Genomic DNA, 22,944 nt, shown 5'->3' with positions numbered 1-22,944 from the left:
AATTTTATGCACCCACACTTGATCAAATTACTCAGCCTGTCGGGCCTGACACTCGGGATTCTGGCGGCCGCCAGCGGTGCCCGTGCCGACGAAGTCAAGGCGCCCGTTTTCACCGCCGAACCGTGCTGCAGCCTGTGCCCGGCTGCCCACGACGCGAAGAACTACACCACGCGCTATCAGCAGAACTTCACCACGCTGGTACAGGCCCAGGGCGACTGGTTGTTCCGTACCCAGGAAGACCTGCGCACCGAATTCGACACCACGCCCGCCGGCTACAAACGCATGAAGCAACTGCACGATGCGTTCAAGAGCAAAGGCGTGGAACTGGTGGTCGTCTACCAGCCGACCCGTGGCCTGGTGAACCGCAACAAATTGAACCCGGCGGAAAAAGCCAGCTTCGATTTCGACAAGGCACTGAGAAACTACAAGACCATGCTCGGCCGTTTCGCCGCCATGGGCTACGTGGTGCCGGACCTGTCGCCACTGACCAACGAATCGTTGCCCGACACCCTGCCCGCCCACGACTTCTACTTCCGTGGCGACCAGCACTGGACGCCGTACGGTGCCCAGCGCACGGCGAAAATCGTCGCCGAGAAAATCAAGCAATTGCCTGAGTACGCCGACATTCCCAAGCGTGAGTTCGAGACCCATAAGTCGGGTCGCATGGGCAAGACCGGAACATTGCACAACATGGCCGGTCAACTCTGTGGCACCAGCTACGCGATCCAGTACATGGATCAGTTCACCACCGAGCCCAAAGGCGAAGCGGGCGATGGCGATCTGTTCGGCGACTCGGGTAACCCGCAGATCACCCTGGTCGGCACCAGTCACAGTGGCAAGAACTACAACTTCGCCGGTTTCCTCGAAGAGGCCATCGGCGCCGACATTCTCAACGTGGCCTTCCCCGGCGGCGGCCTGGAAGGTTCGATGCTGCAGTACCTGGGCAGCGAAGAGTTCCAGAAGAACCCGCCGAAAATTCTCATCTGGGAATTCTCGCCGCTGTATCGCCTCGACCAGGAAACCATCTACCGCCAGATGATGGCGCTGCTGGATAACGGTTGCGAAGGCAAGGAAGCGCAGATGTCCGGCAGCACCACCCTGAAGCCGGGCAAGAACGAACTGATGGTCAACAGCAAAAACCTGAACCTGCAAAACAGCAGTCATCAGGTCGATATCCGCTTCGCCGACACCTCGGTGAAAACCCTGCAAGCCACCCTCTGGTACATGAACGGGCGCCACGAGGACATCAAGATCGACAAACCGGAAACCTCCGACACTGACGGGCGTTTCGCCTTCGAGTTGCGCACGGACGAAGACTGGGCCTCGCAGAACCTGCTGGCCGTCGAAATCCAGGGTCCTGAAAAAACGGATGCCGCGCCACAGAAAGTCGAAGCGAAAATCTGCAAACGCAACGTATTCCCGAGCGCTGAGCAACGTACCGCTCAGGCCGGGCAATGAGGTCTGCCATGCGAAATCCGAAACTGAAAAGCCTGTTGGCACCCACGCTTTTGAGCCTGGCGATGTTCGCCGGCGCTACTCAGGCTGCGGCGCCATTGCGCCCGCCCCAGGGCTATTTCGCACCGATCGAAAAACTCAAGACCGGCGACAAGGGCGAAGGCTGCGAAGCGATGCCGACGCCGTACACCGGTTCGCTGCAGTTTCGCAGCAAGTACGAAGGTTCGGACAAGGCCCGCGCCACGTTGAACGTGCAATCGGAAAAAGCTTTCCGCGACAGCACCGCCGACATCACCAAACTGGAGCGCGGCACCAGCAAACGGGTGATGCAGTTCATGCGTGACGGTCGTCCGGAACAGCTGGAATGCACACTCAACTGGCTGACGGCCTGGGCCAAGGCCGATGCGTTGATGTCCAAGGACTTCAACCATACCGGCAAGTCGATGCGCAAATGGGCGCTGGGCAGCATGGCGTCCGCCTACATTCGCCTGAAGTTTTCCGACTCCCATCCGCTGGCCAACCATCAGCAGGAGTCGCAGCTGATCGAAGCCTGGTTCAGCAAGATGGCCGATCAGGTGGTCAGCGACTGGGACAACCTGCCGCTGGACAAAACCAACAACCACTCGTACTGGGCCGCCTGGTCGGTGATGGCCACCTCCATCGCCACCAACCGCCGCGACCTGTTCGATTGGGCGGTCAAGGAATACAAGGTCGGCGCCAACCAGGTCGACGCCGACGGCTTCCTGCCCAACGAACTCAAGCGCCAGCAACGGGCGCTGGCGTACCACAACTACGCCCTGCCGCCGCTGGCGATGATCGCCAGTTTCGCCCAGGTCAACGGTGTGGATTTGCGCCAGGAAAACAACGGCGCGCTCAAACGCCTGGCTGATCGCGTCCTCGCCGGGGTGAAAGACCCGGACGCATTCGAGAAAAAGAACGGCAAGGAACAGGACATGACCGACTTGAAAGAGGACATGAAATTCGCCTGGCTCGAACCGTTCTGCACCCTCTACACCTGCACGCCCGATGTGCTGGAGAAAAAGCACGGCATGCAACCGTTCAAGACCTTCCGCCTCGGCGGCGACCTGACCAGGGTCTATGACCCGGCCAATGAGAAGGGCAAAGGCTCTTAGGCAAACCCAAAACCCTGTGGGAGCGAGCCTGCTCGCGATAGCGGTCTGACATTCAGCATTGATGTCGACTGACACTCCCTCATCGCGAGCAAGCTCGCTCCCACAGGGTTAGTTGTCAGCTGTGAAATGTGAGTTATGCCCCCCATTTTCATGGGGGGTTTGGGGGGGCCGTTGGCCCTTGAATGTTGGTTCAAACAAGGAGAGATCGGGATGGTTTTTTCGTCCAACGTGTTCCTGTTTTTGTTCTTGCCGATCTTTCTCGGCTTGTACTACCTGAGCGGGCAACGCTATCGCAACTTGCTGCTGCTGATCGCCAGCTACGTGTTCTACGCCTGGTGGCGGGTGGACTTCCTCGCGCTGTTCGCCGCAGTCACGCTGTGGAACTACTGGATCGGCCTGAAAGTCGGCGCCGCCGGCGTGCGGACCCAACCGGCGCAGCGCTGGCTGTTGCTCGGCGTGGCCGTTGACCTGTGCATCCTCGGCTACTTCAAATACGCCAACTTCGGCGTCGACAGCATCAACGCGATGATGACGTCGGTGGGCCTGGAGCCGTTCATCCTGACCCACGTGCTGTTGCCGATCGGGATCTCGTTCTACATCTTCGAGTCCATCAGCTACATCATCGACGTCTACCGTGGCGACACCCCGGCAACCCGCAACCTGATCGACTTCGCGGCATTCGTGGCGATCTTCCCGCACCTGATCGCCGGCCCCGTGTTGCGCTTCCGTGACCTGGCCGATCAGTTCAACAACCGCACCCACACCCTCGACAAATTCTCCGAGGGCTGCACGCGCTTCATGCAGGGTTTCATCAAGAAGGTGTTCATCGCCGACACCCTCGCGGTGGTGGCTGACCATTGCTTCGCCCTGCAAAACCCGACCACCGGTGATGCCTGGCTCGGCGCGCTGGCCTACACCGCGCAACTGTATTTCGATTTCTCCGGCTACAGCGACATGGCCATCGGCCTGGGCTTGATGATGGGTTTCCGCTTCATGGAAAACTTCAAGCAGCCTTACGTCAGCCAGTCGATCACCGAGTTCTGGCGGCGCTGGCACATCAGCCTGTCGACCTGGCTGCGCGACTACCTGTACATCACCCTGGGCGGCAACCGCAAAGGCACGTTGATGACCTATCGCAACCTGTTCCTGACCATGCTGCTCGGTGGTCTGTGGCACGGCGCGAACATCACCTACATCGTCTGGGGCGCGTGGCACGGCATGTGGCTGGCGATTGAAAAAGCCATTGGCCTGAACACTTCGCCACGCAGTTTCAACCCGATCCGCTGGGCACTGACTTTCCTGCTGGTGGTGATGGGCTGGGTGATTTTCCGTGCGGAAAACCTGCACGTCGCCGGCCGCATGTACGGCGCGATGTTCAGCTTCGGCGACTGGTCGCTGTCGGAACTCAACCAGGCCAGCCTCACCGGCCTGCAAGTGGCAACGCTGATCGTGGCGTACGTGACCCTGGCGTTCTTCGGCCTGCGCGACTTCTACACCAACCAGCCACCGGTCAAGACCAAGCCTGCGGTGAACGTCGACAGCGACGGCCCGGCCGCCGCCGAACCAGGCCTGATCAAGGCCGCGCCTGGGGATAACCCGGCGAGCATCCATCAGCCTGGCTACACCGTCGGCGTCGACGCCCAGGTGCAACCGGCCTACTGGACCGCTGACTGGTCGCGCTACGTGATGCGCGCGCTGGTACTGCTGCTGTTCATCGCCTCGATTCTCAAACTCTCGGCACAAAGCTTCTCGCCGTTCCTTTACTTCCAGTTCTGAGGGATCTGACCATGACCCGCTCATTACGCATCTTCTACATCGCCCTGTTCCTGGTGACCCTGTTGGCCCTGGGCCTGTGGTCCACGCGCAGCTTCTTCGGTTTCAGCACCAACGCCGACGCCACGGTACTGAACGGTCGCTGGACCAAGGCGGTAGAGACGCACTACGACGAAGAGTTTCCGATCAAGCGCCTGGGCACCAACCTCTGGGCGGCGCTGGACTTCAAGCTGTTCAACGAAGGTCGTCCGGGTGTGGTGCTCGGTCGCGACCAGTGGCTGTACAGCGATGAAGAATTCCACCCGATCGTCAACGAAGAGCTGAACCTGCAAGGCAACTACGCGCTGGTCGAAGGCGTGCGCCAGACCCTGAAAGCCAAAGGTGTGCAGCTGGTGATGGCAGTGGTGCCAGCCAAGGTGCGCCTCTACCCGGAACACCTCGGTGAGGTGAAACCGGCGAGCATCCACACCAACCTCTACAAGGACTTCCACCAGCGCCTGGCGGCCGACCGGATTCCGGCACCTGACTTGTTGGGCCCGCTGCTGGCGGCCAAACGTGACGGCAAGCAAGTGTTCCTGCGCACCGACACCCACTGGACCCCGGAAGGCGCCGAAATCGCGGCAAACAAGCTGGCCAGGACCATTGCCGACAAGTTCCCGCTGAGCGGCGAGCCGCAGAACTTCGTCACCGAGCCAGCGGAGAAAGTCACGCACAAGGGCGATCTGCGTCTGTTCCTGCCGCTGGACCCGCTGTTCGAAAACCTGATGCCGGCGCAAGAGCCTTTGCAGAAGCGCAACACCGTCGCCGCTTCCGACCAGCCAGCCGGTGACGACGCCCTGTTCGCCAACACCGAAGTGCCGGTGGCACTGATCGGCACCAGCTACAGCGCCAACCCCAACTGGAACTTCGTGGGCGCGCTGAAACAAGCGTTGCGCAGCGACGTGGTCAATTACGCCGAGGACGGCCACGGCCCGATCCTGCCGATGCTCAGCTACCTCAAAAGCGACGCTTTCAAGAACAGCCCGCCACAAGTGCTGATCTGGGAATTTCCCGAACGATATCTGCCTGTGAACAACGAAATCGGCGACGCCGACCCGCAGTGGGTCGCAGAGCTTAAACAAGCCGGCGCGCGCCAACAAAACGTAGCAATCAACACTAAATCCGAGACGCCCGACCGGGCGCAAAACTGAAAGAGAGGTACACCATGACTTTCACTACTACTCCTCGCCGTCTCGCTAAGACTTTTGCTCTTGTCGCTGGCATGAGCGTTCTGTCGATGCACGCTTTCGCCGGTGGCGACGCCGCACTCTACGGCCCGACCGCACCGAAAGGCTCGACCTTCGTACGGATCTACAACGCCAGCAATGCCGAAGTCAGCGCCACCGTCGGCAGCACCCACCTGAGCGATGTCGCACCGCTGTCCAGCAGTGACTTCAGCTTCATGCCGGGCGGTGACTACAGCGCCAAGGTCGGCAGCCAGAGCCTGCCGGTGAAACTGGCCGGCGATCACTATTACACCCTGGTCAACAACGCCAGTGGCGCACCGCAACTGATCGAAGAGCCGCCGTTCAAGAACAAGCAAAAATCCCTGGTACGGGTGCAGAACCTCAGCGACAAGGCACTGACCCTGAAGACCGCCGACGGCAAGACCGACGTGGTGCCCAACGTTGCGCCCAAAGGTCGTGGCGAACGTGAAATCAACCCGGTGAAAGTCAGCCTGGCACTGTATGACGGCGCCACCAAAGTCGGCGACGTGAAACCGGTTGCCCTGGAACGCGGTGAGGCCGCCGTGCTGTACGTCACCGGCAATGGCAGCAGCCTGTCGCCGGTCTGGGTGAAACGCCCGGTATCGACGCGCTAATACATTTTTCCGGCTGACCAGGAACCCTGTAGGAGCGAGCCTGCTCGCGATGAACTCAAGAACAACGCATTCATCCAGACAGCACGCGTTTTCGTTGACGTCCATCGCGAGCAAGGCTCGCTCCTACAAGGGATCGAGGTGTCAGCCGGGACACGGAACAAGAACAAGAGTGAAACGACACAGCGTTCGTAGCTCTAACCAAACGATTTTCAAGGAGTAACAACATGATTCCGGTGATCTTGTCAGGTGGTAGCGGCTCACGTCTTTGGCCGCTTTCCCGTAAGCAATTCCCCAAACAGTTCCTGGCCCTGACCGGCGAGCACACGCTGTTCCAGCAAACCCTGGAGCGCCTGGTGTTCGAAGGCATGGACACGCCGATCGTGGTCTGCAACAAGGACCACCGTTTCATCGTCAACGAGCAACTGACCGCGCGCAAACTGGAAACCCAGCGCATCCTGATGGAACCGTTCGGTCGCAACACTGCGCCGGCCGTGGCCCTGACTGCGATGATGCTGGTCAATGAAGGCCGCGACGAGTTGATGCTGGTGCTGCCGGCGGACCATGTACTGGAAGACCAGAAAGCCCTGCAACGCGCCCTGGCGCTGGCCACGGTCGCCGCCGAAAACGGCGAAATGGTGCTGTTCGGCGTGCCGGCCACCAAACCGGAAACCGGCTACGGCTACATCAAGTCAACCAACGACTCGCTGCTGCCAGAAGGCGTCAGCCGCGTCTCGCACTTCGTCGAAAAACCCGACGTGAAACGCGCCACCGAGTTCGTCCAGTCCGGCGGTTATTTCTGGAACAGCGGCATGTTCCTGTTCCGCGCCAGCCGTTTCCTCGAAGAGCTGAAAAAGCACGATCCGGACATCTACGACACCTGCCTGCTGACCCTGGAACGCAGCAAGCAGGATGCCGACGCTGTCGACATCGACGCCGCCACCTTCGCCTGCTGCCCGGACAACTCCATCGACTACTCGGTGATGGAAAAAACCCAGCGCGCCTGCGTCGTACCGTTGACCGCAGGCTGGAGCGATGTCGGCTGCTGGTCGTCGTTGTGGGAAGTGAACGAAAAGGACGCCAACGGCAACGTCACCAAAGGCGACGTGGTCATCCAGGACAGCCGCAACTGCATGATCCACGGCAACGGCAAACTGGTGTCGGTGATCGGCCTGGAAAACATCGTGGTCGTCGAAACCAAGGACGCCATGATGATCGCCCACAAGGACAAGGTCCAAGGCGTGAAACAGATGGTCAACACCCTCAACGAACAGGGTCGCAGCGAAACCCAGAACCACTGCGAGGTCTATCGTCCGTGGGGCTCCTACGACTCGGTGGACATGGGCGGTCGGTTCCAGGTCAAGCACATCTCGGTCAAGCCGGGCGCGTGCCTGTCGCTGCAAATGCACCACCACCGCGCCGAGCACTGGATCGTGGTCAGCGGCACCGCTGAAGTGACTTGCGACGAGAACGTGTTCCTGCTCACCGAGAACCAGTCGACCTACATTCCGATTGCCTCGGTTCACCGTCTGCGCAACCCGGGCAAGATTCCACTGGAGATCATCGAAGTGCAATCGGGCAGTTATCTGGGCGAAGACGATATCGAGCGGTTTGAAGATATCTACGGTCGCTCCACCCCGATCGAGCGTGGCGTGTCGGTGAAGACCATCGCGCAATAAGCATTTGCTGACTTAAGCCCCCGACCGGCTCGCTGCGTTCCCTATCCGCAGCGGGTTGGGCGGGGGCTTTTTTTTGGGTTCTTCACGGAATCCCGGGATACAAAGCTAACGCAAGACCTGTAGGAGCGAGCCTGCTCGCGATGGTCGTGAACGATAACGCGGGGAACCTGACGCCCCGCGGTGTTCTCCAGTTCATCGCGAGCCGGCTCGCTCCCACATTTGACAGCGTACGCCGTTCAATGTGGGAGCGAGCCGGCTCGCGAAGGGGCCATGACAGCCACCGCCGAAATCCTGCCCATCGCCAACCTCACCTACGCTTAGGTAGGATGCTCCTCTCTGCTTTCGAGGTTTGCGCGTCATGTTCATCGGTGTCCTGCTCGTCATCACCTGGCTGATCCTGCTACTGCGCTATCCGGCCAAAGCGCTGCCCGTTTCCATGGCCGCCGCCGTGGGCCTGGGTATTGTCGCCACGTGGGTGATCTGGATGGACCATCGCGAACTCAAGCAACTGGAGCGTCTTGAATTGCGCATCAGCTACGCGCCGCAGCACTGCCCCGCCGACCGGCCGCTGCAATTGACCCTGAACAATGGCAACGACGTGCCGCTGACCGAGCTGCGCTGGCGCGTCGCGGCCTACGCGCCGGGTGACACGGTCAATCTCGCTGACAACCAGTACACCGCCCCGCGCTACCGTGGCCCCGGCGAATTGCAGGCCGGTGGCAACTGGGAAGACTGTCTGCCGCTGCCGCCGTTGCGCCCCGGCTACCGCCCGGAAACCCTGGAGTTTCGCGCCGAGCGCTTGCAAGGTAGTTTCTCCGACTGAGCCTTCCCCCCACTTTTTTGCACAAGGACCGCGCCATGCCCGTTGCGTTGATTACCGGATGTTCCAGCGGCATCGGCCGCGCCCTGGCCGATGTGTTCAAGGCTGCCGGGTACACAGTCTGGGCCAGCGCCCGCAAGCCTGAAGACGTGGCAACCCTGACCGCCGCCGGTTTCACCGCCGTGCAACTGGACGTCAACGATGGCCAGGCGCTCGAACGGTTGAGCGAGCGCATCAACCAGCAACACGGTGGCCTCGATGTGCTGATCAACAACGCCGGTTATGGCGCCATGGGGCCACTGCTCGACGGCGGTGTGCCGGCGATGCAGCGTCAGTTCGAAACCAATGTGTTCGCCATTGTCGGCGTGACCCGCGCACTGTTCCCGGTGTTGCGCCGGGCCAAAGGCCTGGTGCTGAACATCGGCAGCGTCTCCGGCGTGTTGGTGACGCCATTCGCCGGCGCCTATTGTGCTTCGAAAGCGGCGGTGCATGCCTTGAGCGATGCCTTGCGCATGGAGTTGGCGCCGTTTGGCGTGCGGGTCATGGAGGTTCAGCCGGGCGCCATCGCGTCGAGTTTCGCCAAGAACGCGGGCCACGAAGCCGAACAACTGATCAGTGAGCAATCGCCGTGGTTTCCATTGCGCGAAGGTATCCGCGCCAGGGCCAGGGCCTCCCAGGACAAACCGACGCCCGCCAGCGAATTTGCCGCCGGAGTACTCAAGGCTGTGCAGCAAAACAAGCCGCCACGACTGTTACGCCTGGGCAATGGCAGCCGGGCATTGCCGTTGCTGGCCGGACTGTTGCCCAAGGGCCTGCTGGAATCAGGCTTGATGAAGCGATTCGGATTGCGCGGGCAGCTCTGAGACCGGGTTATCGTTCTTCGCGGCCAGGCAGATTTTGAGGAAACACCATGACCGACTACACCGAATACTTCGACGAAGTGATCAAGGCCCACGTCGCCATCGAACAATGGTTGGCCGAAGAACGCGATGTGCGCGAACTTGAACAGCTGCTGAGCCGTTTTTCGCCGCAATTCTCCATGGTTTCGCCCCTGGGACGAGTGCTGGATTTTGCCGCGCTGAACGAGTTGTTCATGCTGGCCGGCGGCAAGAAGCTGGGTTTTCGTATCGAGTTGAGCGAATTGCGCGGCATTGCGCTGCATGACGGTGGCGCCACCGTCAGTTACCGCGAGCAGCAGACCGATGCGACGGGGCTGCATTCGGATCGGCGCTCTACGGTGGTGTTTGAAAAGCAGGCGGATGGCCGCGTGATCTGGCGGCATTTGCAGGAGACGTTTTGCAGCAAATAATTTTTTGCCTGTCTACGGAGCCATGACGGGCTAAAAAATACACGATCAATAAGAGTGTGACCGTACATCACCACCTGTTATTTCTGTCAGTAGACAGCTCGAAACGTTCCCCCACAGACTGGATGACAGGAAGGAAACCACAGACCGAGTGTTATGCATGAGAGCCGGAAGCTGTTGTGGATGACTTCTTCACCAAGCTTTCTTTTATCCACACTCAGGGATTACTCCATCATGACGACTCCTCTCAACCCATCCAATCAACCCGGCACACCCGATCCGGACTTTGGTGATCAGGGCACTTTGACACTTCACACGTTGATCAACGATCCAGAGTTTGTTGCGGTACACCTGTTCAAGGGCATCGCAGGTGATTCGCAGGGAGGGACGATTTTCAGTGCCCAAATGTATCGCGACGATCGCTACGTCTATGCGCTGGGACGGATGGATGAACGCGGTGAACTGGACATGACATTCGCAGACCGTGGGCTGACATTTGGAAATTTTGTAGCCAAACACAGCTCCGCAGGCGGCAAACTCGCTGTTTCGCAGGGCGGCAAAATTTATATGCTGGGTTGGAGCGAGCGCGCCGATGGTTGGGCCGATTTGGTCGTGGCGTGCTTTGATCACAATGGCAAGCCCGATCCAGCGTTTGGTCAAAACGGTCGAGTCATCATCCCCACCCCGCCCGATCTGGAACTACATACAGATCTCTCCTCAATCCACGTACAGCCCGACAACAAGTTGCTCATCAGTCCGAGTTATACATCGCTCAGCGTCTCGAAACCGGCAATCGGCGTGCTTTTGCGTCTGATGCCAGATGGGTCATCAGACACCGGTTTCAGCAACAATGGACGCTGGGAATTCACGTTGCCCGACCACCCAAAATCGGCGACAGCAATAGGAGCCTGCCTATCTCAAGGAGAGAACATCATCATTGCCGGACATGTGCAATTCGGGGCGCAAAAAGATGATGCTGTAGTGGCTCGACTGAGTCACGATGGACAAATTGATAGCAGTTTTGGCGACCGCTCCCTCCCGGGTTTTCATGTCGTCGAAGCCCCCGGCTACGCCACTCGTTTCAATGCACTTATTGAAAGATCCGATGGAAGCCTGGTCGGTGCGGGGGGAGCCAACATGAGCGGCGAACAGCAGACCGCTGGGCTGCTCGTTGCGCTAACACCCAACGGCACGCCGCATCAACTGTTCAATAACCGCAAACCTCTGATTACCCGGTTCGATGACGCCGTCGATATCGGTTGGGTAACGGCACTCGCCATGACCGAAAACAAATTCGTGGTGGCTTCAGGTGGACGACAGTCCACCTCGATTTACCTCGCAAGCTTCCTGCCTGATGGCCAACCCGATAGAAACTTTAATGGCAAGGGATATACCGACCTTGATTCTGAGTCACAAAGCGACCCCGTAGTAGTCACTTCTGGATTAGGAGGTCGGGTCGTAATCAGCGCGAACGTGCTAGGCCTGTCCCCTGAGGGCGTGGGCCTTGCGCGACGCTTCTACGGGTAACACCTTGCAAGCGAGCAGCGGTTGACTACCGCTGCTCCTGTTGCTTCACCACCACCGTACATGTAATCCCCGCCGCCAACAGCACGCCTTCCGGCACTTCGTCGATGTGAATCCGCACCGGCACCCGTTGCGCCAGGCGCACCCAGTTGAAGGTCGGGTTCACGTCGGCGATCAACTCACGGCTTTCCGGGTTGTCGCGGTCGTAGATACCGCGCGAGATGCTTTCCACATGGCCCTTGAGCACTTCGCCGCTCATCAGTTGCATGTCGGCCTTATCGCCCACGCGCACATGGGGCAGTTTGGTTTCTTCGAAGAACCCATAGACCCAGAACGAATTCATGTCGACCACGGCCATTTTCGCCTCGCCGATACGCGCGTAGTCGCCGCGATGCACATTGAGGTTGGTCACATAACCGTCCACGGCGGCGCGGACTTCGGTGCGTTTGAGGTTCAGCTCGGCGGCTTCCAGTTGCGCCTGGGCCTGCTGGTAATCGGCCAGGGCCGAGTCGGCGAGGTTGCTGGCGTCGTCGCGGTTTTCCCTGGAGATCACCAGGTTGTCCATGTCGGCCCGGCGATGGGCGTTGTCCTTGCGCATCTCCCACGTGGCCTTGCGCGAAGCCACCAGCGACTGTGCCTGCTTGACCGCGAGACGGTAGTGCTCGGGGTCGATCAGCATCAGCAGGTCACCCTTCTTCACCAACTGGTTGTCACGCACCGGCACTTGCACCACCTCGCCGGTGACGTCGGCGGCAACGTTGATGATGTCGGCGCGCACCCGGCCGTCGCGGGTCCATGGCGTCTCCATGTAGTACACCCAGAGGGTCCGGCCGATCCATATCGCCAGGGCCAGTACCAGCAGAGTTGCAAGCAGGCTGAATAGCTTTTTCATCAGGGTGTTCTCAACGGTAGACAGTCAGCGCCAGGGCGCCGAACAGACAGGTAAACAGACTCAGGCGCAGCAACGCCGGGTGCCAGAAAAAACGGTACAGGTCGAACCCGGCCAGGAAGCGGTCCAGCGCCCAGGCCAGCGCCGCCGCGATCAAAAACATCAGGGTCATGGTCGGCATGTACACGCCGTGGAAGGCGATTTCACGAGGCATGTTCAAGTCCTTGGGGCTTCACGGTGGCATGGTTGTAGCCGGCGAGCGGTGATTGCGGGTCCAGCAGCGAGGTGCGGATGAAGTGCAGGTAGCTCTTGACCCGACGCAGCGCCGAGGTTTCGAAGTGTGGGGCGAACGGTTCGTCGGTGGCTTGCACGCGGCTGATGGCATGGTCGACCGCGACCAGCGCACGCTCCAGATTGCTCTGGCCGGGTTGCAGAAACAGCCGCACCAGCGAACGCCCCATCACACGGATCGACTGGCGCCACGGCTGGGATTCGGAATAGGCGGGATGCACCGGCAGGACGGCCTGTTCCTTGCGCAGCTCGATGATCGCGTGCCCCACTTCCAGCACCACGAACATCCAGCGCAGCAGGTTTCGCTGGACCTGCGGCTGCCCCGCCGCGAAGCCATAGGCCTGGTGCACCAGGTCGCGGGTGCGGCTTTCGAAACTCGAGGCCAGGCCCTTGAGTTTGCCACCGATGGCATACACCACCTGCCCCCGCAGATCCTGCTCCAGTCGACGCCACAACCAACGGCTGTTGGGCGGCAGAATGATCGCCCCCGCCGCCGCACACACCAGCATGCCCAGCACCATGGCGATGTAGTCGTTGATGAAGGTGTACGGGTTGTAGACCGTAAGATTGTCCGGCACCGAACCGGTACTGAAAAAGATCAGCAATCCCAGCCCTACCCCGACGTATTGCGGCCGCGAGGTGAGGAACGACCCCAGCACGATCACCGGTGCGAGCATCACACAGAGCAACGGAAACCCATCGATTCGCGGAAAAATGAAGAACATCTCGACGAAGCCGATCAACGCCCCGAGAAAGGTGCCGCAAGCCATTTGGAATGACATGCGCTTGGGGTTCGGTGTGGCGGCGGAAAGGCCGACGGTGGCGGCGGAGATCAAGGTCATGGTCGCCCCGCTCGGCCACGCCGTGGCCACCCAATAGCTGCCCAGCACCACCAGAATGAACGCGGCGCGAATCCCCGAGGCTGCCGATACCAGCCAACTGGTCTGCGGCGTGAACGGCTGGTCCCAGCGCTCCCGTTCGTGGCTGTGATCGGCCAGCGACGCGTGGGTCTGTGCATAATTGTGCAGGTCATCGACGAAGCGATAGAGCAGTTCGTACGCCGTGTGGAAATCCAGTTGCTCGGCGTCGCTTGGCTGACTCTCCTGGAAAAGCGCCCGAAGGCTGCGTACCCGCGCCGGAAGACCTTCCTTATAAGCGCTCAGGGCCTTCACCAGACGCGCCGCATCGGCGTTGGTCAGGGCGCGACCGCTAAAGCCGTCGAGCAATTCGGCCAGATCGATCAACCCCGGTTTGATTGCGGCCACCACTTGATCCGCTGCACTGTTGCGCAGGCGTTCCAGCAACTGGTGCAAGGCGTTGAAGCGGGTGGTGATGCCCATGAACTCGCTGTTCAAGCGACTGAGCCGGCCGTTGCGCCGGCGCATGTGCGGGTCTTCGAACATGGTGACGCTACGCAGCCCCTCCAGGCCCACGGCCTCGGCGATGAAACGCACGTTGCCAGCCTCGAACGCCTCGCGCTGACTGCGCCCACGCAAACCGTCGGTGACGAACAAGGCGAACACGCCGAAACGCTGGTAGAGGGCGTTGCGCATGGCGGCACCGGACGATTGCGGCAGGATCGCGGCGCTGACCAGGGTCGAGCAGAGGATCCCCAGGGAGATTTCCAGCACCCGCCAGACCGCCGCCATGAAGGCGCCGTCCGGATGGGCCAGCGCGGGCAAACCGACCATCGCTGCGGTGTAACCGGCCAATACGAAACCGTAGGCGCGGAAGTTACGATAGCGGGCCGCGCCGGCCGTGCAGATACCGACCCAGATCGCCAACGAACCGAGGAACAGTTCGGTGTTCTGCGCAAACAGGGCGATCAACGCGACCATCACCGACGACCCGGCCAGGGTGCCAAGGAACCGATAAAAACTCTTGGCGAACACATGACCGCTCTGCGGCTGCATCACGATGAACACCGTGATCATCGCGGTGCGCGGCTGCGGCAACTCCAGGCGCATGGCCAGCCACAGGGTCAGGAATGCGGCGATCAACACCTTGAAAATGTATACCCAGGTCACGCCGTCGCTGCGTGCCCAGTCAAAGAACCCCCGGCGCCATTCCAGGGAATACAGCCAGCGCAGAGGTGCGGGCAAGGGAGTCATGGAGTCCTGCTCACTTAGGAAAGTCTGGAAACGATTGAAGCCCTGTGGCGAGCGAGCCTGCTCGCGCCGGGCTGCGAAGCAGCCCCAAAACGCTGGCAGTCATTGCTGATGTTGTGAGTGCTGCGCACTCAAGCGGGAGCAAGCTCCCTCGCCACAAAGATGGCCTGGCCTGATGCATCCGGGTCACCTGAGCAGTCTCGGCTTTTTCGGCGCGGCTGTCTGACTGTCCTTGGGCACATCGTTACCGGCCCCCAGCCCACCGCCCAACGCCGTCACCAACTCGGCATGAGCACTCAGTCGCGCCGCCTGAACCTGTTGCTGCACTTGCTGCTGTTTGAACAACAGGGTCTGGGCATTGAGCACGTTGAGGTAATCGGTGAGCCCGCGCTGATAGGCAACCATTGCGATGTCATAAGTCTTCTGTGCAGTCGCCACCGACTCGGCGGCAAACATTTGCTGCTTGTCCATGGACTCTCGGCGGATCAACTGGTCGGAGATGCTCTTCAGCGCATTGACCAGGGTCTGGTTGTACTTCGCCACGGCGATATCATAACCGGCCGAGGCTTCACCCAGTTCCGCGCGCAGTCGCCCGCCGTCAAAGATCGGCAAGGAAATCGCCGGGCCGACGCTGTAGTTGAGTTTCTTGCCGGACAAAAACTCCAGCGCACCACCGCCAGTCGCGATGTAGCCGAGGCTGCCGACCAGATTGACGTTGGGATAGAAACCGGCATGGGCAACATCGATGCCGCGTGCCTGCGCCGCCACCTGCCAGCGGCTGGCGACCACGTCCGGGCGCTGCCCCAGCAACTGCGCCGGCAACGATGACGGCAACTTCAGTGCCGCGCCCAACGACAGCGTCGGTCGCTGCAACTGCGCGCCCTCGCCCGGACCTTTACCGGCAAGTGCGGCCAATTGATTGCGGCTCAGGGCGATTTCTTCGTCCAGCGCATCGATCTGACGATGGGTTTCCGGCAGCGGCGTTTCGGCCTCGCTGACTTCGAAATGGGTACCGATCCCACCGTTCAAGCGCCTTCGCGCCAGCTCGAGGATCTGCTCTTGCTGCTTCAATGTGGCTTCGGCAATGTCCCGCTGCGCGTAATGCAGCGAGAGTTCGATATAGACGCGCACGATGTTGTTCTGCAGTTCGAGCTGGGCCTGGCGCGCTTCGGCGACGGTCATGTGGGCCATGTCCACGGCGCTCTCGGTGGCATTGCTTTCACGGCCCCAGAGGTCGAGGGCGTAGCTGAAACCCAACGAAGCGTTGTTGTCCCAGGTGGTGGTGTTGGCCAGGTTACCGGGGCCATAGAATTGATCGGTCGCCCAGTTGTGGCGCTTGATGCTCGACTCGCCATTGATCTGCAGCGATTCGGCAGACTCGGCGAGGCCGGCCATGGATTTGGCCTGACGCACCCTCGCGGCGGCCATGGCCATGGTCGGGCTGCCTTGCACGGCGAGGTCGATCCAGCGATTCAGTTGTGCATCGCCATACGCCTGCCACCACTGGGCGGTGGGCCAATGCGCATCCTGAGCGGCGCTTTGGATGGCTTCGTCGGTGACCAGTGAATCGGCCTCCAGCGCCTTGCCCTGCGGGGCAATACCTCCGGTTCCGATGCAGCCGCTGATTGCCAGGGTTAAAGCCAAAACACTGAGCGGTTGAAGCGCTCTGCTAATGCGACGCGGCACTGCTGCGATTTCCTGAAATAGAGGAGGTAACGAGATCTGACAGGAGCCGGTTGCTGGCGATGCAGACACCCTGGAACAACGGGATGACAGCAGCGACGCATTCGCCAGCAAGCCGGCTCCTACAGTCCATACAATTCTATGGATGAGCCTTGGTCGCGATAAGCCGGAATTCCTGTGAATCTTTGTTACCGTTAACGCGATAATCCCTTGGTCGGGGTCTCAAATCCTGAAACTTCATGTCACAATTTGCCATCGAACCCGAGAGCACCCCATGGACACACTGCAAAACATGCGCGCCTTCAGTTACGTGGCCGAAGCGGGAAGCTTCACCGCCGCCGCCGTACAACTGGACACCACCACGGCCAACGTCTCGCGCGCGGTCTCCAACCTGGAAGCCCACCTGCAAACCCGTCTTCTCAACCGCACGACCCGCCGCATCGCCCTCACCGAAGCCGGCAAGCGTTACCTGCTGCGCTGCGAGCAGATCCTGGCCTACGTCGAAGAAGCCGAAGCAGAAGCCAGCGACGCCCACGCGCGCCCGGCCGGGCAACTGAAGGTGCACACCATGACCGGCATCGGTCAGCACTTCGTGATCGACGCCATTGCCCGCTACCGCAAGACCCACCCGGACGTGACCTTCGACCTGACCATGGCCAACCGCGTACCGGACCTGCTCGACGAGGGCTACGACGTGTCCATCGTCCTGGCCAGCGAACTGCCCGACTCGGGTTTCGTCTCCCAACGCCTGGGCATCACCTTCAGTATCGTTTGCGCCTCCCCGGCCTACGTCAAAGCCAACGGTTGCGCGCAAAAACCCAGCGACCTGCTCAACCACGCCTGCCTGCGCCTGGTGAGCCCGGTGATTCCCCTGGAAAAATGGGCATTCGACGGCCCGGAAGGCCAGGAAATGGTCACCATCAACAGCTCACCGTTCCTGGTGAACTCCGCCGACGCCATGAAAAGCGCGATCACCAGCGGCATGGGCGTCGGCGTGCTGCCGCTGTACGCAGCGATCGACGGCCTGCGCAACGGCACCCTGGTACGCGTGATGCCCAAATACCGCTCCCAGGAACTGAACCTGTACGCCATCTACCCTTCGCGGCAATACCTGGATGCAAAGATCAAGACATGGGTCGAGTATTTGCGCGGATCGCTGCCGGAATTGTTGGCGGCACATCAAGTCGAACTGGCGGCTTATGAAATGAGCGGGAGCATGGCCGGGGCGCGAATGGCGAACTGAGCCTGCCAGAGACACACAATGCCCCCACGGGAAATGGCTGCGTAACCCTATTCCGCGTTCGACCAAGACCATGTGTAGGAGCGAGCCTGCTCGCGATGGACGTCAACGATGACGCGGGCTGTCTGAATGCTCGCGTTGCCCGGACGTTTATCGTCGGAACGCCGCCCGGAGCAGGCTCGCTCCTACAGTGGATTGAGTACAGCCGTCAGGCCGCCTTCGCGCTATATCGAAGTGCGGCAGGCAGGGGTGCAACGACGATACCGACAGCTAGAGCTCCTGTAGGAGCGAGCCTGCTCGCGATGGACGTCAACGATGACGCGGGCTGTCTGAATGCCCGCGTTGCCTGGACGTTCTTCGTCGGAACGCCGCCCGGAGCAAGCTCGCTCCCACAGAAAAGCAAAGCGGCGCACACCCACCTGCTCCTCACCACTCATCAGGCCGAGCGTTAGCTCGCCTGCAGCTCTTGATCTTGATCCACACGCCCCTTCGGGAGGCTGAGTGGAGGTGTGCATCCGGGGAGTGGCGCGCAGCGCCGTTCGACGCAGTCGAACACGCTGCATGCAGGTTGAAGCGAAGCCAACCGGAGGGCAGTGTCCCCGGATGGATACCGCAGCGAAGGAACGCCGAGCCTTAGCGAGGGGCCGGACGCTCGGGGCGAGCGTTTTTTTGGTTACTTTTTTTAGGCGCTTGTAAAAAAAGTGACTCGCCGTAAGGGCGAACCCCTAAGTCGCCGTTACCGCAGCAACGGATATGTCCCCAACCAACCCAAAACCTGGTCGGCCCAAAGGCCGCCAAGGCCAAACCAAACTGACAGCGCCGTCAGTTAGCAGTCACCTTCCTGACCGCCAAACAGGTTTATAAAGGAACCTACCAACCTACCGACCACCAGCCCTGGCGCCCCACTCGCATGCGAATCCAGCAAAAACCCGCCCTGCTCGTCGCCCTCCTGATCGTCCTGGCAGCGCTGGGCCTGTGGTATGCCAGCCAACCCGCCAAAACCAGACTCGCCGCCCCCACCGCCATCCCCGTACGCGTCGTCAGCGTCATCCAAAAAGACGTCCCCCGCTACGTCAGCGGTATCGGCTCGGTCCTGTCCCTGCACAGCGTGGTGGTCCGCCCGCAAATCGACGGCATCCTCACCAAACTGCTGGTCAAGGAAGGCCAACTGGTGAACAAGGGCGACCTGCTGGCCACCATCGACGACCGCTCGATCCGCGCCAGCCTCGATCAGGCCAGGGCGCAACTGGGTGAAAGCCAGGCGCAACTGCAAGTGGCGCTGGTCAACCTCAAGCGCTACAAACTGCTGAGCGTCGACGACGGCGTCTCCAAACAGACCTATGACCAGCAACAGGCGCTGGTCAACCAGCTCAAGGCCACCGCCCAAGGCAACCAGGCCTCGATTGATGCGGCACAGGTGCAACTGTCCTACACGCAGATTCGCTCCCCGGTCACCGGCCGCGTCGGTATTCGCACAGTGGACGAAGGCAACTTCCTGCGCATGACCGACGCCCAAGGGCTGTTTACGGTGACCCAGATCGACCCGATCGCCGTGGAGTTCTCCCTGCCACAGCAAATGCTGCCGACCCTGCAAGGCTTGATCGGCGATCCGGAGCGTGCCCAGGTGAAGGCCTACATCGGTGCCGACACCGATGGCGAAACCGGCAACCTGCTGGGTGAAGGCCATCTGACCCTGATCGATAACCAGATCAACGCCAACACCGGGACCATCCGCGCCAAGGCTGAATTCAGCAACCCCGCGCAGACGCTCTGGCCGGGCCTGCTGGTGACGGTAAAGATTCAGACAGCGCTGGATAAAGATGCCCTGGTGGTTCCGCCCACCGTCGTACAACGTGGCCTTGACCAGCATTTCGTTTACCGGGTGAACGGCGACAAGGTCGAAACCGTTAACGTGCAGATGGTGTCCCAAGGCAGCGGCCAGGACATCATCAAAGGGGTCAAACCGGGGGATCTGCTGGTCAGCGACGGTCAGTCACGGCTCAAGCCCGGCTCGACCGTGCAGGTCCTGACTGAGCCGCCGCAAGTGGTCCAGTCGGAGTCGAAACCATGAAGGGCCACGGTTCGGTTTCGGCCTGGTGCATCGATCATCCGGTCGCGACCATCCTGCTGACGTTTGCCCTGGTCCTGCTCGGTGTGATCGCCTTCCCTCGACTGCCGATCGCACCACTGCCGGAAGCAGAGTTCCCGACCATCCAGGTGGCGGCACAATTGCCGGGCGCCAGTCCGGAAACCATGGCGTCGTCGGTGGCCACGCCGCTTGAAGTGCAATTCAGCGCCATCCCCGGCGTGACCCAGATGACCTCGAGCAGCGCCCTGGGCTCGACCAACCTGACCCTGCAATTCACCCTCGATAAAAGCATCGATACCGCCGCTCAAGAGGTCCAGGCCGCGATCAACACCGCCGCCGGCAAACTGCCCAAGGACATGCCGACCCTGCCGACCTGGCGCAAGGTCAACCCGGCCGACAGCCCGGTGCTGATCCTCAGCGTCAATTCGACCCAGATGCCCGGCACTGAACTCAGCGACCTGGTGGAAACCCTGCTCTCGCGTCAGATCAGCCAGATCGATGGCGTAGGCCAAATCAACATCACCGGTCAGCAACGCCCGGCGATTCGCGTCCAGGCATCGGCCGACAAGCTCGCCGCCATCGGTCTGACGCTGGCGGACATTCGCCTGGCGATCCAGCAAACCAGCCTCAACCTGGCCAAAGGCGCACTGTACGGCGAGTCGAGCATTTCGACGCTGTCCACCAACGACCAGTTGTTCCAACCCGAGGAATACAGCCAGCTCATCGTTTCCTACAAGGACGGTGCACCGGTTCACCTGAAGGATGTGGCCAAAGTCGTCAACGGTTCGGAAAATGCCTACGTTCAGGCCTGGGCCGGTGACCAACCCGGCGTGAATCTGGTCATTTCCCGGCAACCGGGCGCCAATATCGTCGAGACCGTGGATCGCATCCAGGCCGCATTGCCCGCCCTCGAAGCCATGCTGCCGGCGTCGGTGCAGGTCAAAGTGCTGGTCGACCGCACCCAGACCATTCGCGCCTCGTTGCATGAAGTGGAAGTCACCCTGCTGATCGCCATCCTGCTGGTGGTCGCGGTGATGGCGCTGTTCCTGCGCCAATGGTCGGCAACGATGATTGTGTCGGCGGTGCTCGGGGTTTCGCTGACGGCCAGTTTCGCCCTGATGTACATCATGGGCTTCAGCCTGAACAACCTGACGCTGGTGGCCATCGTAGTGGCCGTGGGGTTTGTGGTCGACGATGCGATCGTGGTGGTGGAGAACATTCACCGCCACCTGGAGGCTGGCGACGGCATGCGCGAAGCGGCGATCAAAGGCGCCGGCGAGATCGGTTTCACCGTGGTGTCGATCAGTTTCTCGCTGGTGGCGGCGTTCATTCCGCTGCTGTTCATGGGCGGCGTGGTCGGGCGGCTGTTCAAGGAGTTCGCCTTGACCGCCACCTCGACCATCATGATTTCGGTGGTGGTGTCGCTGACATTGGCCCCGACCCTGGCCGCGCTGTTCATGCGTGCCCCCGTGCATCATGCCCACAGCACACCGACCTTCGGCGATCGTTTGCTGGCCTTCTATGAAAAAGGTCTGCGCCGCGCCCTGGCCCATCAGAAGTTGATGATCGGGGTGTTCGGCCTGTCCCTCGGACTGGCGATTGCCGGGTACATTTTCATCCCCAAAGGTTTCTTCCCGGTGCAGGACACCGGTTTCGTCCTCGGCACCACCGAGGCGGCTGCGGATATTTCCTACAGCGACATGGTGAAAAAGCATCTGGCGATGGCTGAAATCGTCGCGGCGGATCCGGCGGTCGCGGCCTTTTCCCACTCGGTCGGGGTATCGGGCAGCAACCAGACCATCGCCAACGGCCGCTTCTGGATTTCCCTGAAAAAACGCAGTGATCGCGACGTTTCGGCCAGTCAGTTCATCGACCGGATTCGCCCGCAACTGATGAAAGTACCGGGCATCGTGCTGTACCTGCGCGCCGGCCAGGACATCAACCTCAGTTCCGGCCCGAGCCGCGCCCAGTACCAATACGTGCTCAAGAGCAACGACGGCGCGGTCCTGAGCACCTGGACCCAGCGCCTGACGGAAAAACTGCGTGGCAACCCGGCATTCCGCGATGTGTCCAACGACCTGCAACTGGGCGGCAGCATCACCCACATCACGATCGACCGCAGCGCGGCGGCACGTTTCGGCCTGACCGCCAGCGATGTCGACGAAGCGTTGTACGACGCCTTCGGCCAGCGACAGATCAACGAATTCCAGACCCAGATCAACCAGTACAACGTGATCCTGGAACTGGACACCCAGCAACGCGGCAAGGCAGAAAGCCTCAACTATTTCTACCTGCGCTCACCGCTGAGCGGCGAAATGGTGCCGTTGTCGGCCCTGGCGAAATTCGATGCGCCGACCATAGGCCCGCTGTCCATCGCCCATGACGGGATGTTCCCGGCGGCGAACCTGTCGTTCAACCTGGCGCCCGGTGTGGCGTTGGGCGATGCGGTGATCATGCTCAACCAGGCCAAGGTCGACATTGGCATGCCGGTGGCCATCAGCGGCAATTTCCAGGGCGCGGCCCAGGCATTCCAGAGTTCGCTGGCCAGCCAGCCGTGGCTGATCCTGGCGGCGCTGGTGGCGGTGTACATCATTCTCGGTGTGCTCTATGAAAGCTTCGTGCATCCGCTGACGATCATCTCGACCCTGCCCTCGGCAGGCCTGGGCGCGGTGATCATGCTGTGGATTTGCGGCCAGGACTTTTCGATCATGGCGCTGATTGGCCTGGTGCTGCTGATCGGTATCGTGAAGAAAAACGGCATCCTGATGATCGACTTCGCCCTCGAAGCGCAGCGCAAAGGTGGCTTGCCCCCGGAAGAAGCGATCTTCCAGGCCTGCATCACGCGGTTCCGGCCGATCATCATGACCACCCTCGCCGCCCTGCTCGGCGCCCTGCCGCTGATGCTCGGCTACGGCACCGGCGCGGAACTGCGCCAACCCCTGGGGATCGCGGTGGTTGGCGGCTTGCTGGTGAGCCAGGCGCTGACGCTGTTCACCACGCCGGTCATATACTTGTGGCTGGAGCGTTTATTTCATAGGCACACTCTCTCACCAGCGCTTCCGCCCACACCGGCGCTGGCAACCACAGACTGAGGCG

At 61.0% G+C, this 22,944-nt stretch carries 17 protein-coding genes; 13 read left to right on the top strand and 4 right to left on the bottom strand.

Features of this window, described 5'->3' with window-relative positions:
• The first annotated feature begins 6 nt into the window (after positions 1-6).
• The 10 genes from ACX3YF_RS12820 to ACX3YF_RS12775 all read left to right on the top strand — a co-directional run bounded on the left by ACX3YF_RS12820 (position 7) and on the right by ACX3YF_RS12775 (position 11,551).
• Entirely contained in the window at positions 7-1,458 is a 1,452-nt protein-coding gene (locus ACX3YF_RS12820) for an alginate O-acetyltransferase (protein WP_130204416.1), read from the top strand.
• 8 nt (positions 1,459-1,466) lie between these two features.
• Positions 1,467-2,588, top strand: a complete 1,122-nt coding sequence (locus tag ACX3YF_RS12815) for a mannuronate-specific alginate lyase (RefSeq protein ID WP_130204415.1) — start codon at positions 1,467-1,469, stop codon at positions 2,586-2,588.
• Positions 2,589-2,798: 210 nt separating this feature from the next.
• Positions 2,799-4,364 carry an MBOAT family O-acyltransferase gene (locus tag ACX3YF_RS12810; protein ID WP_130204413.1) on the top strand — a complete coding sequence of 522 codons (1,566 nt, stop codon included), beginning with the start codon at positions 2,799-2,801 and terminating at the stop codon, positions 4,362-4,364.
• A gap of 11 nt (positions 4,365-4,375) precedes the next feature.
• Positions 4,376-5,551 carry an alginate O-acetyltransferase gene (locus ACX3YF_RS12805; protein WP_130204412.1) on the top strand — a complete coding sequence of 392 codons (1,176 nt, stop codon included), beginning with the start codon at positions 4,376-4,378 and terminating at the stop codon, positions 5,549-5,551.
• A gap of 14 nt (positions 5,552-5,565) precedes the next feature.
• A complete protein-coding gene (locus tag ACX3YF_RS12800) occupies positions 5,566-6,222 on the top strand; it encodes an alginate O-acetyltransferase AlgF (protein ID WP_130204411.1) in 657 nt (218 codons plus the stop codon).
• 224 nt (positions 6,223-6,446) lie between these two features.
• A complete protein-coding gene (locus ACX3YF_RS12795) occupies positions 6,447-7,898 on the top strand; it encodes a mannose-1-phosphate guanylyltransferase/mannose-6-phosphate isomerase (protein WP_130204410.1) in 1,452 nt (483 codons plus the stop codon).
• Between the two features lie 358 nt (positions 7,899-8,256).
• Entirely contained in the window at positions 8,257-8,721 is a 465-nt protein-coding gene (locus ACX3YF_RS12790) for a hypothetical protein (protein ID WP_047532900.1), read from the top strand.
• A gap of 35 nt (positions 8,722-8,756) precedes the next feature.
• Positions 8,757-9,581, top strand: coding sequence for an SDR family oxidoreductase (locus ACX3YF_RS12785; RefSeq protein WP_130211443.1), 825 nt, complete (start codon positions 8,757-8,759; stop codon positions 9,579-9,581).
• Positions 9,582-9,628: 47 nt separating this feature from the next.
• Complete coding sequence (locus ACX3YF_RS12780; RefSeq protein ID WP_130211442.1) at positions 9,629-10,027, top strand: DUF4440 domain-containing protein; 399 nt, start codon at positions 9,629-9,631, stop codon at positions 10,025-10,027.
• Between the two features lie 180 nt (positions 10,028-10,207).
• Complete coding sequence (locus tag ACX3YF_RS12775) at positions 10,208-11,551, top strand: NHL repeat-containing protein (RefSeq protein WP_189340519.1); 1,344 nt, start codon at positions 10,208-10,210, stop codon at positions 11,549-11,551.
• Between the two features lie 25 nt (positions 11,552-11,576).
• Here ACX3YF_RS12775 and ACX3YF_RS12770 read toward each other — a convergent pair whose 3' ends face one another.
• The 4 genes from ACX3YF_RS12770 to ACX3YF_RS12755 all read right to left on the bottom strand — a co-directional run bounded on the left by ACX3YF_RS12770 (position 11,577) and on the right by ACX3YF_RS12755 (position 16,522).
• The gene (locus ACX3YF_RS12770) at positions 11,577-12,440 is read right to left on the bottom strand and encodes an efflux RND transporter periplasmic adaptor subunit (protein ID WP_130211440.1); all 864 of its coding nucleotides are present in this window, start codon (positions 12,438-12,440) and stop codon (positions 11,577-11,579) included.
• Positions 12,441-12,450: 10 nt separating this feature from the next.
• A complete protein-coding gene (locus tag ACX3YF_RS12765; protein WP_130211439.1) occupies positions 12,451-12,651 on the bottom strand; it encodes a DUF1656 domain-containing protein in 201 nt (66 codons plus the stop codon).
• Positions 12,641-14,839, bottom strand: a complete 2,199-nt coding sequence (locus ACX3YF_RS12760) for an FUSC family protein (protein WP_130211438.1) — start codon at positions 14,837-14,839, stop codon at positions 12,641-12,643. Before ACX3YF_RS12760 ends, ACX3YF_RS12765 begins: the two co-directional genes overlap by 11 nt.
• Before the next feature lie 183 nt (positions 14,840-15,022).
• Entirely contained in the window at positions 15,023-16,522 is a 1,500-nt protein-coding gene (locus tag ACX3YF_RS12755) for an efflux transporter outer membrane subunit (protein WP_130211437.1), read from the bottom strand.
• Between the two features lie 271 nt (positions 16,523-16,793).
• On the opposite strand from ACX3YF_RS12755, the gene ACX3YF_RS12750 reads away from it, so the two are divergent.
• The 3 genes from ACX3YF_RS12750 to ACX3YF_RS12740 all read left to right on the top strand — a co-directional run bounded on the left by ACX3YF_RS12750 (position 16,794) and on the right by ACX3YF_RS12740 (position 22,940).
• The gene (locus ACX3YF_RS12750) at positions 16,794-17,762 is read left to right on the top strand and encodes a LysR family transcriptional regulator (protein WP_130211436.1); all 969 of its coding nucleotides are present in this window, start codon (positions 16,794-16,796) and stop codon (positions 17,760-17,762) included.
• A gap of 907 nt (positions 17,763-18,669) precedes the next feature.
• Complete coding sequence (locus tag ACX3YF_RS12745) at positions 18,670-19,830, top strand: efflux RND transporter periplasmic adaptor subunit (protein WP_130211435.1); 1,161 nt, start codon at positions 18,670-18,672, stop codon at positions 19,828-19,830.
• Entirely contained in the window at positions 19,827-22,940 is a 3,114-nt protein-coding gene (locus tag ACX3YF_RS12740; protein WP_130211434.1) for a multidrug efflux RND transporter permease subunit, read from the top strand. The genes ACX3YF_RS12745 and ACX3YF_RS12740 overlap by 4 nt, the downstream gene beginning before the upstream one ends.
• The last annotated feature ends 4 nt before the right edge of the window (positions 22,941-22,944 follow it).

It is taken from the genome of Pseudomonas fluorescens group sp. PF-69 (assembly GCF_054481235.1).
This window is presented reverse-complemented; position numbering and strand designations above follow the sequence as displayed.

Bases quoted from the DNA above. Each gene is read 5' to 3' on its own strand.
- ACX3YF_RS12820 (WP_130204416.1), top strand. From the start codon at position 7: ATGCACCCACACTTGATCAAATTACTCAGCCTGTCGGGCCTGACACTC.
- ACX3YF_RS12815 (WP_130204415.1), top strand. From the start codon at position 1,467: ATGCGAAATCCGAAACTGAAAAGCCTGTTGGCACCCACGCTTTTGAGC.
- ACX3YF_RS12810 (WP_130204413.1), top strand. From the start codon at position 2,799: ATGGTTTTTTCGTCCAACGTGTTCCTGTTTTTGTTCTTGCCGATCTTT.
- ACX3YF_RS12805 (WP_130204412.1), top strand. From the start codon at position 4,376: ATGACCCGCTCATTACGCATCTTCTACATCGCCCTGTTCCTGGTGACC.
- ACX3YF_RS12800 (WP_130204411.1), top strand. From the start codon at position 5,566: ATGACTTTCACTACTACTCCTCGCCGTCTCGCTAAGACTTTTGCTCTT.
- ACX3YF_RS12795 (WP_130204410.1), top strand. From the start codon at position 6,447: ATGATTCCGGTGATCTTGTCAGGTGGTAGCGGCTCACGTCTTTGGCCG.
- ACX3YF_RS12790 (WP_047532900.1), top strand. From the start codon at position 8,257: ATGTTCATCGGTGTCCTGCTCGTCATCACCTGGCTGATCCTGCTACTG.
- ACX3YF_RS12785 (WP_130211443.1), top strand. From the start codon at position 8,757: ATGCCCGTTGCGTTGATTACCGGATGTTCCAGCGGCATCGGCCGCGCC.
- ACX3YF_RS12780 (WP_130211442.1), top strand. From the start codon at position 9,629: ATGACCGACTACACCGAATACTTCGACGAAGTGATCAAGGCCCACGTC.
- ACX3YF_RS12775 (WP_189340519.1), top strand. From the start codon at position 10,208: ATGACTTCTTCACCAAGCTTTCTTTTATCCACACTCAGGGATTACTCC.
- ACX3YF_RS12770 (WP_130211440.1), bottom strand. From the start codon at position 12,440: ATGAAAAAGCTATTCAGCCTGCTTGCAACTCTGCTGGTACTGGCCCTG.
- ACX3YF_RS12765 (WP_130211439.1), bottom strand. From the start codon at position 12,651: ATGCCTCGTGAAATCGCCTTCCACGGCGTGTACATGCCGACCATGACC.
- ACX3YF_RS12760 (WP_130211438.1), bottom strand. From the start codon at position 14,839: ATGACTCCCTTGCCCGCACCTCTGCGCTGGCTGTATTCCCTGGAATGG.
- ACX3YF_RS12750 (WP_130211436.1), top strand. From the start codon at position 16,794: ATGGACACACTGCAAAACATGCGCGCCTTCAGTTACGTGGCCGAAGCG.
- ACX3YF_RS12745 (WP_130211435.1), top strand. From the start codon at position 18,670: ATGCGAATCCAGCAAAAACCCGCCCTGCTCGTCGCCCTCCTGATCGTC.
- ACX3YF_RS12740 (WP_130211434.1), top strand. From the start codon at position 19,827: ATGAAGGGCCACGGTTCGGTTTCGGCCTGGTGCATCGATCATCCGGTC.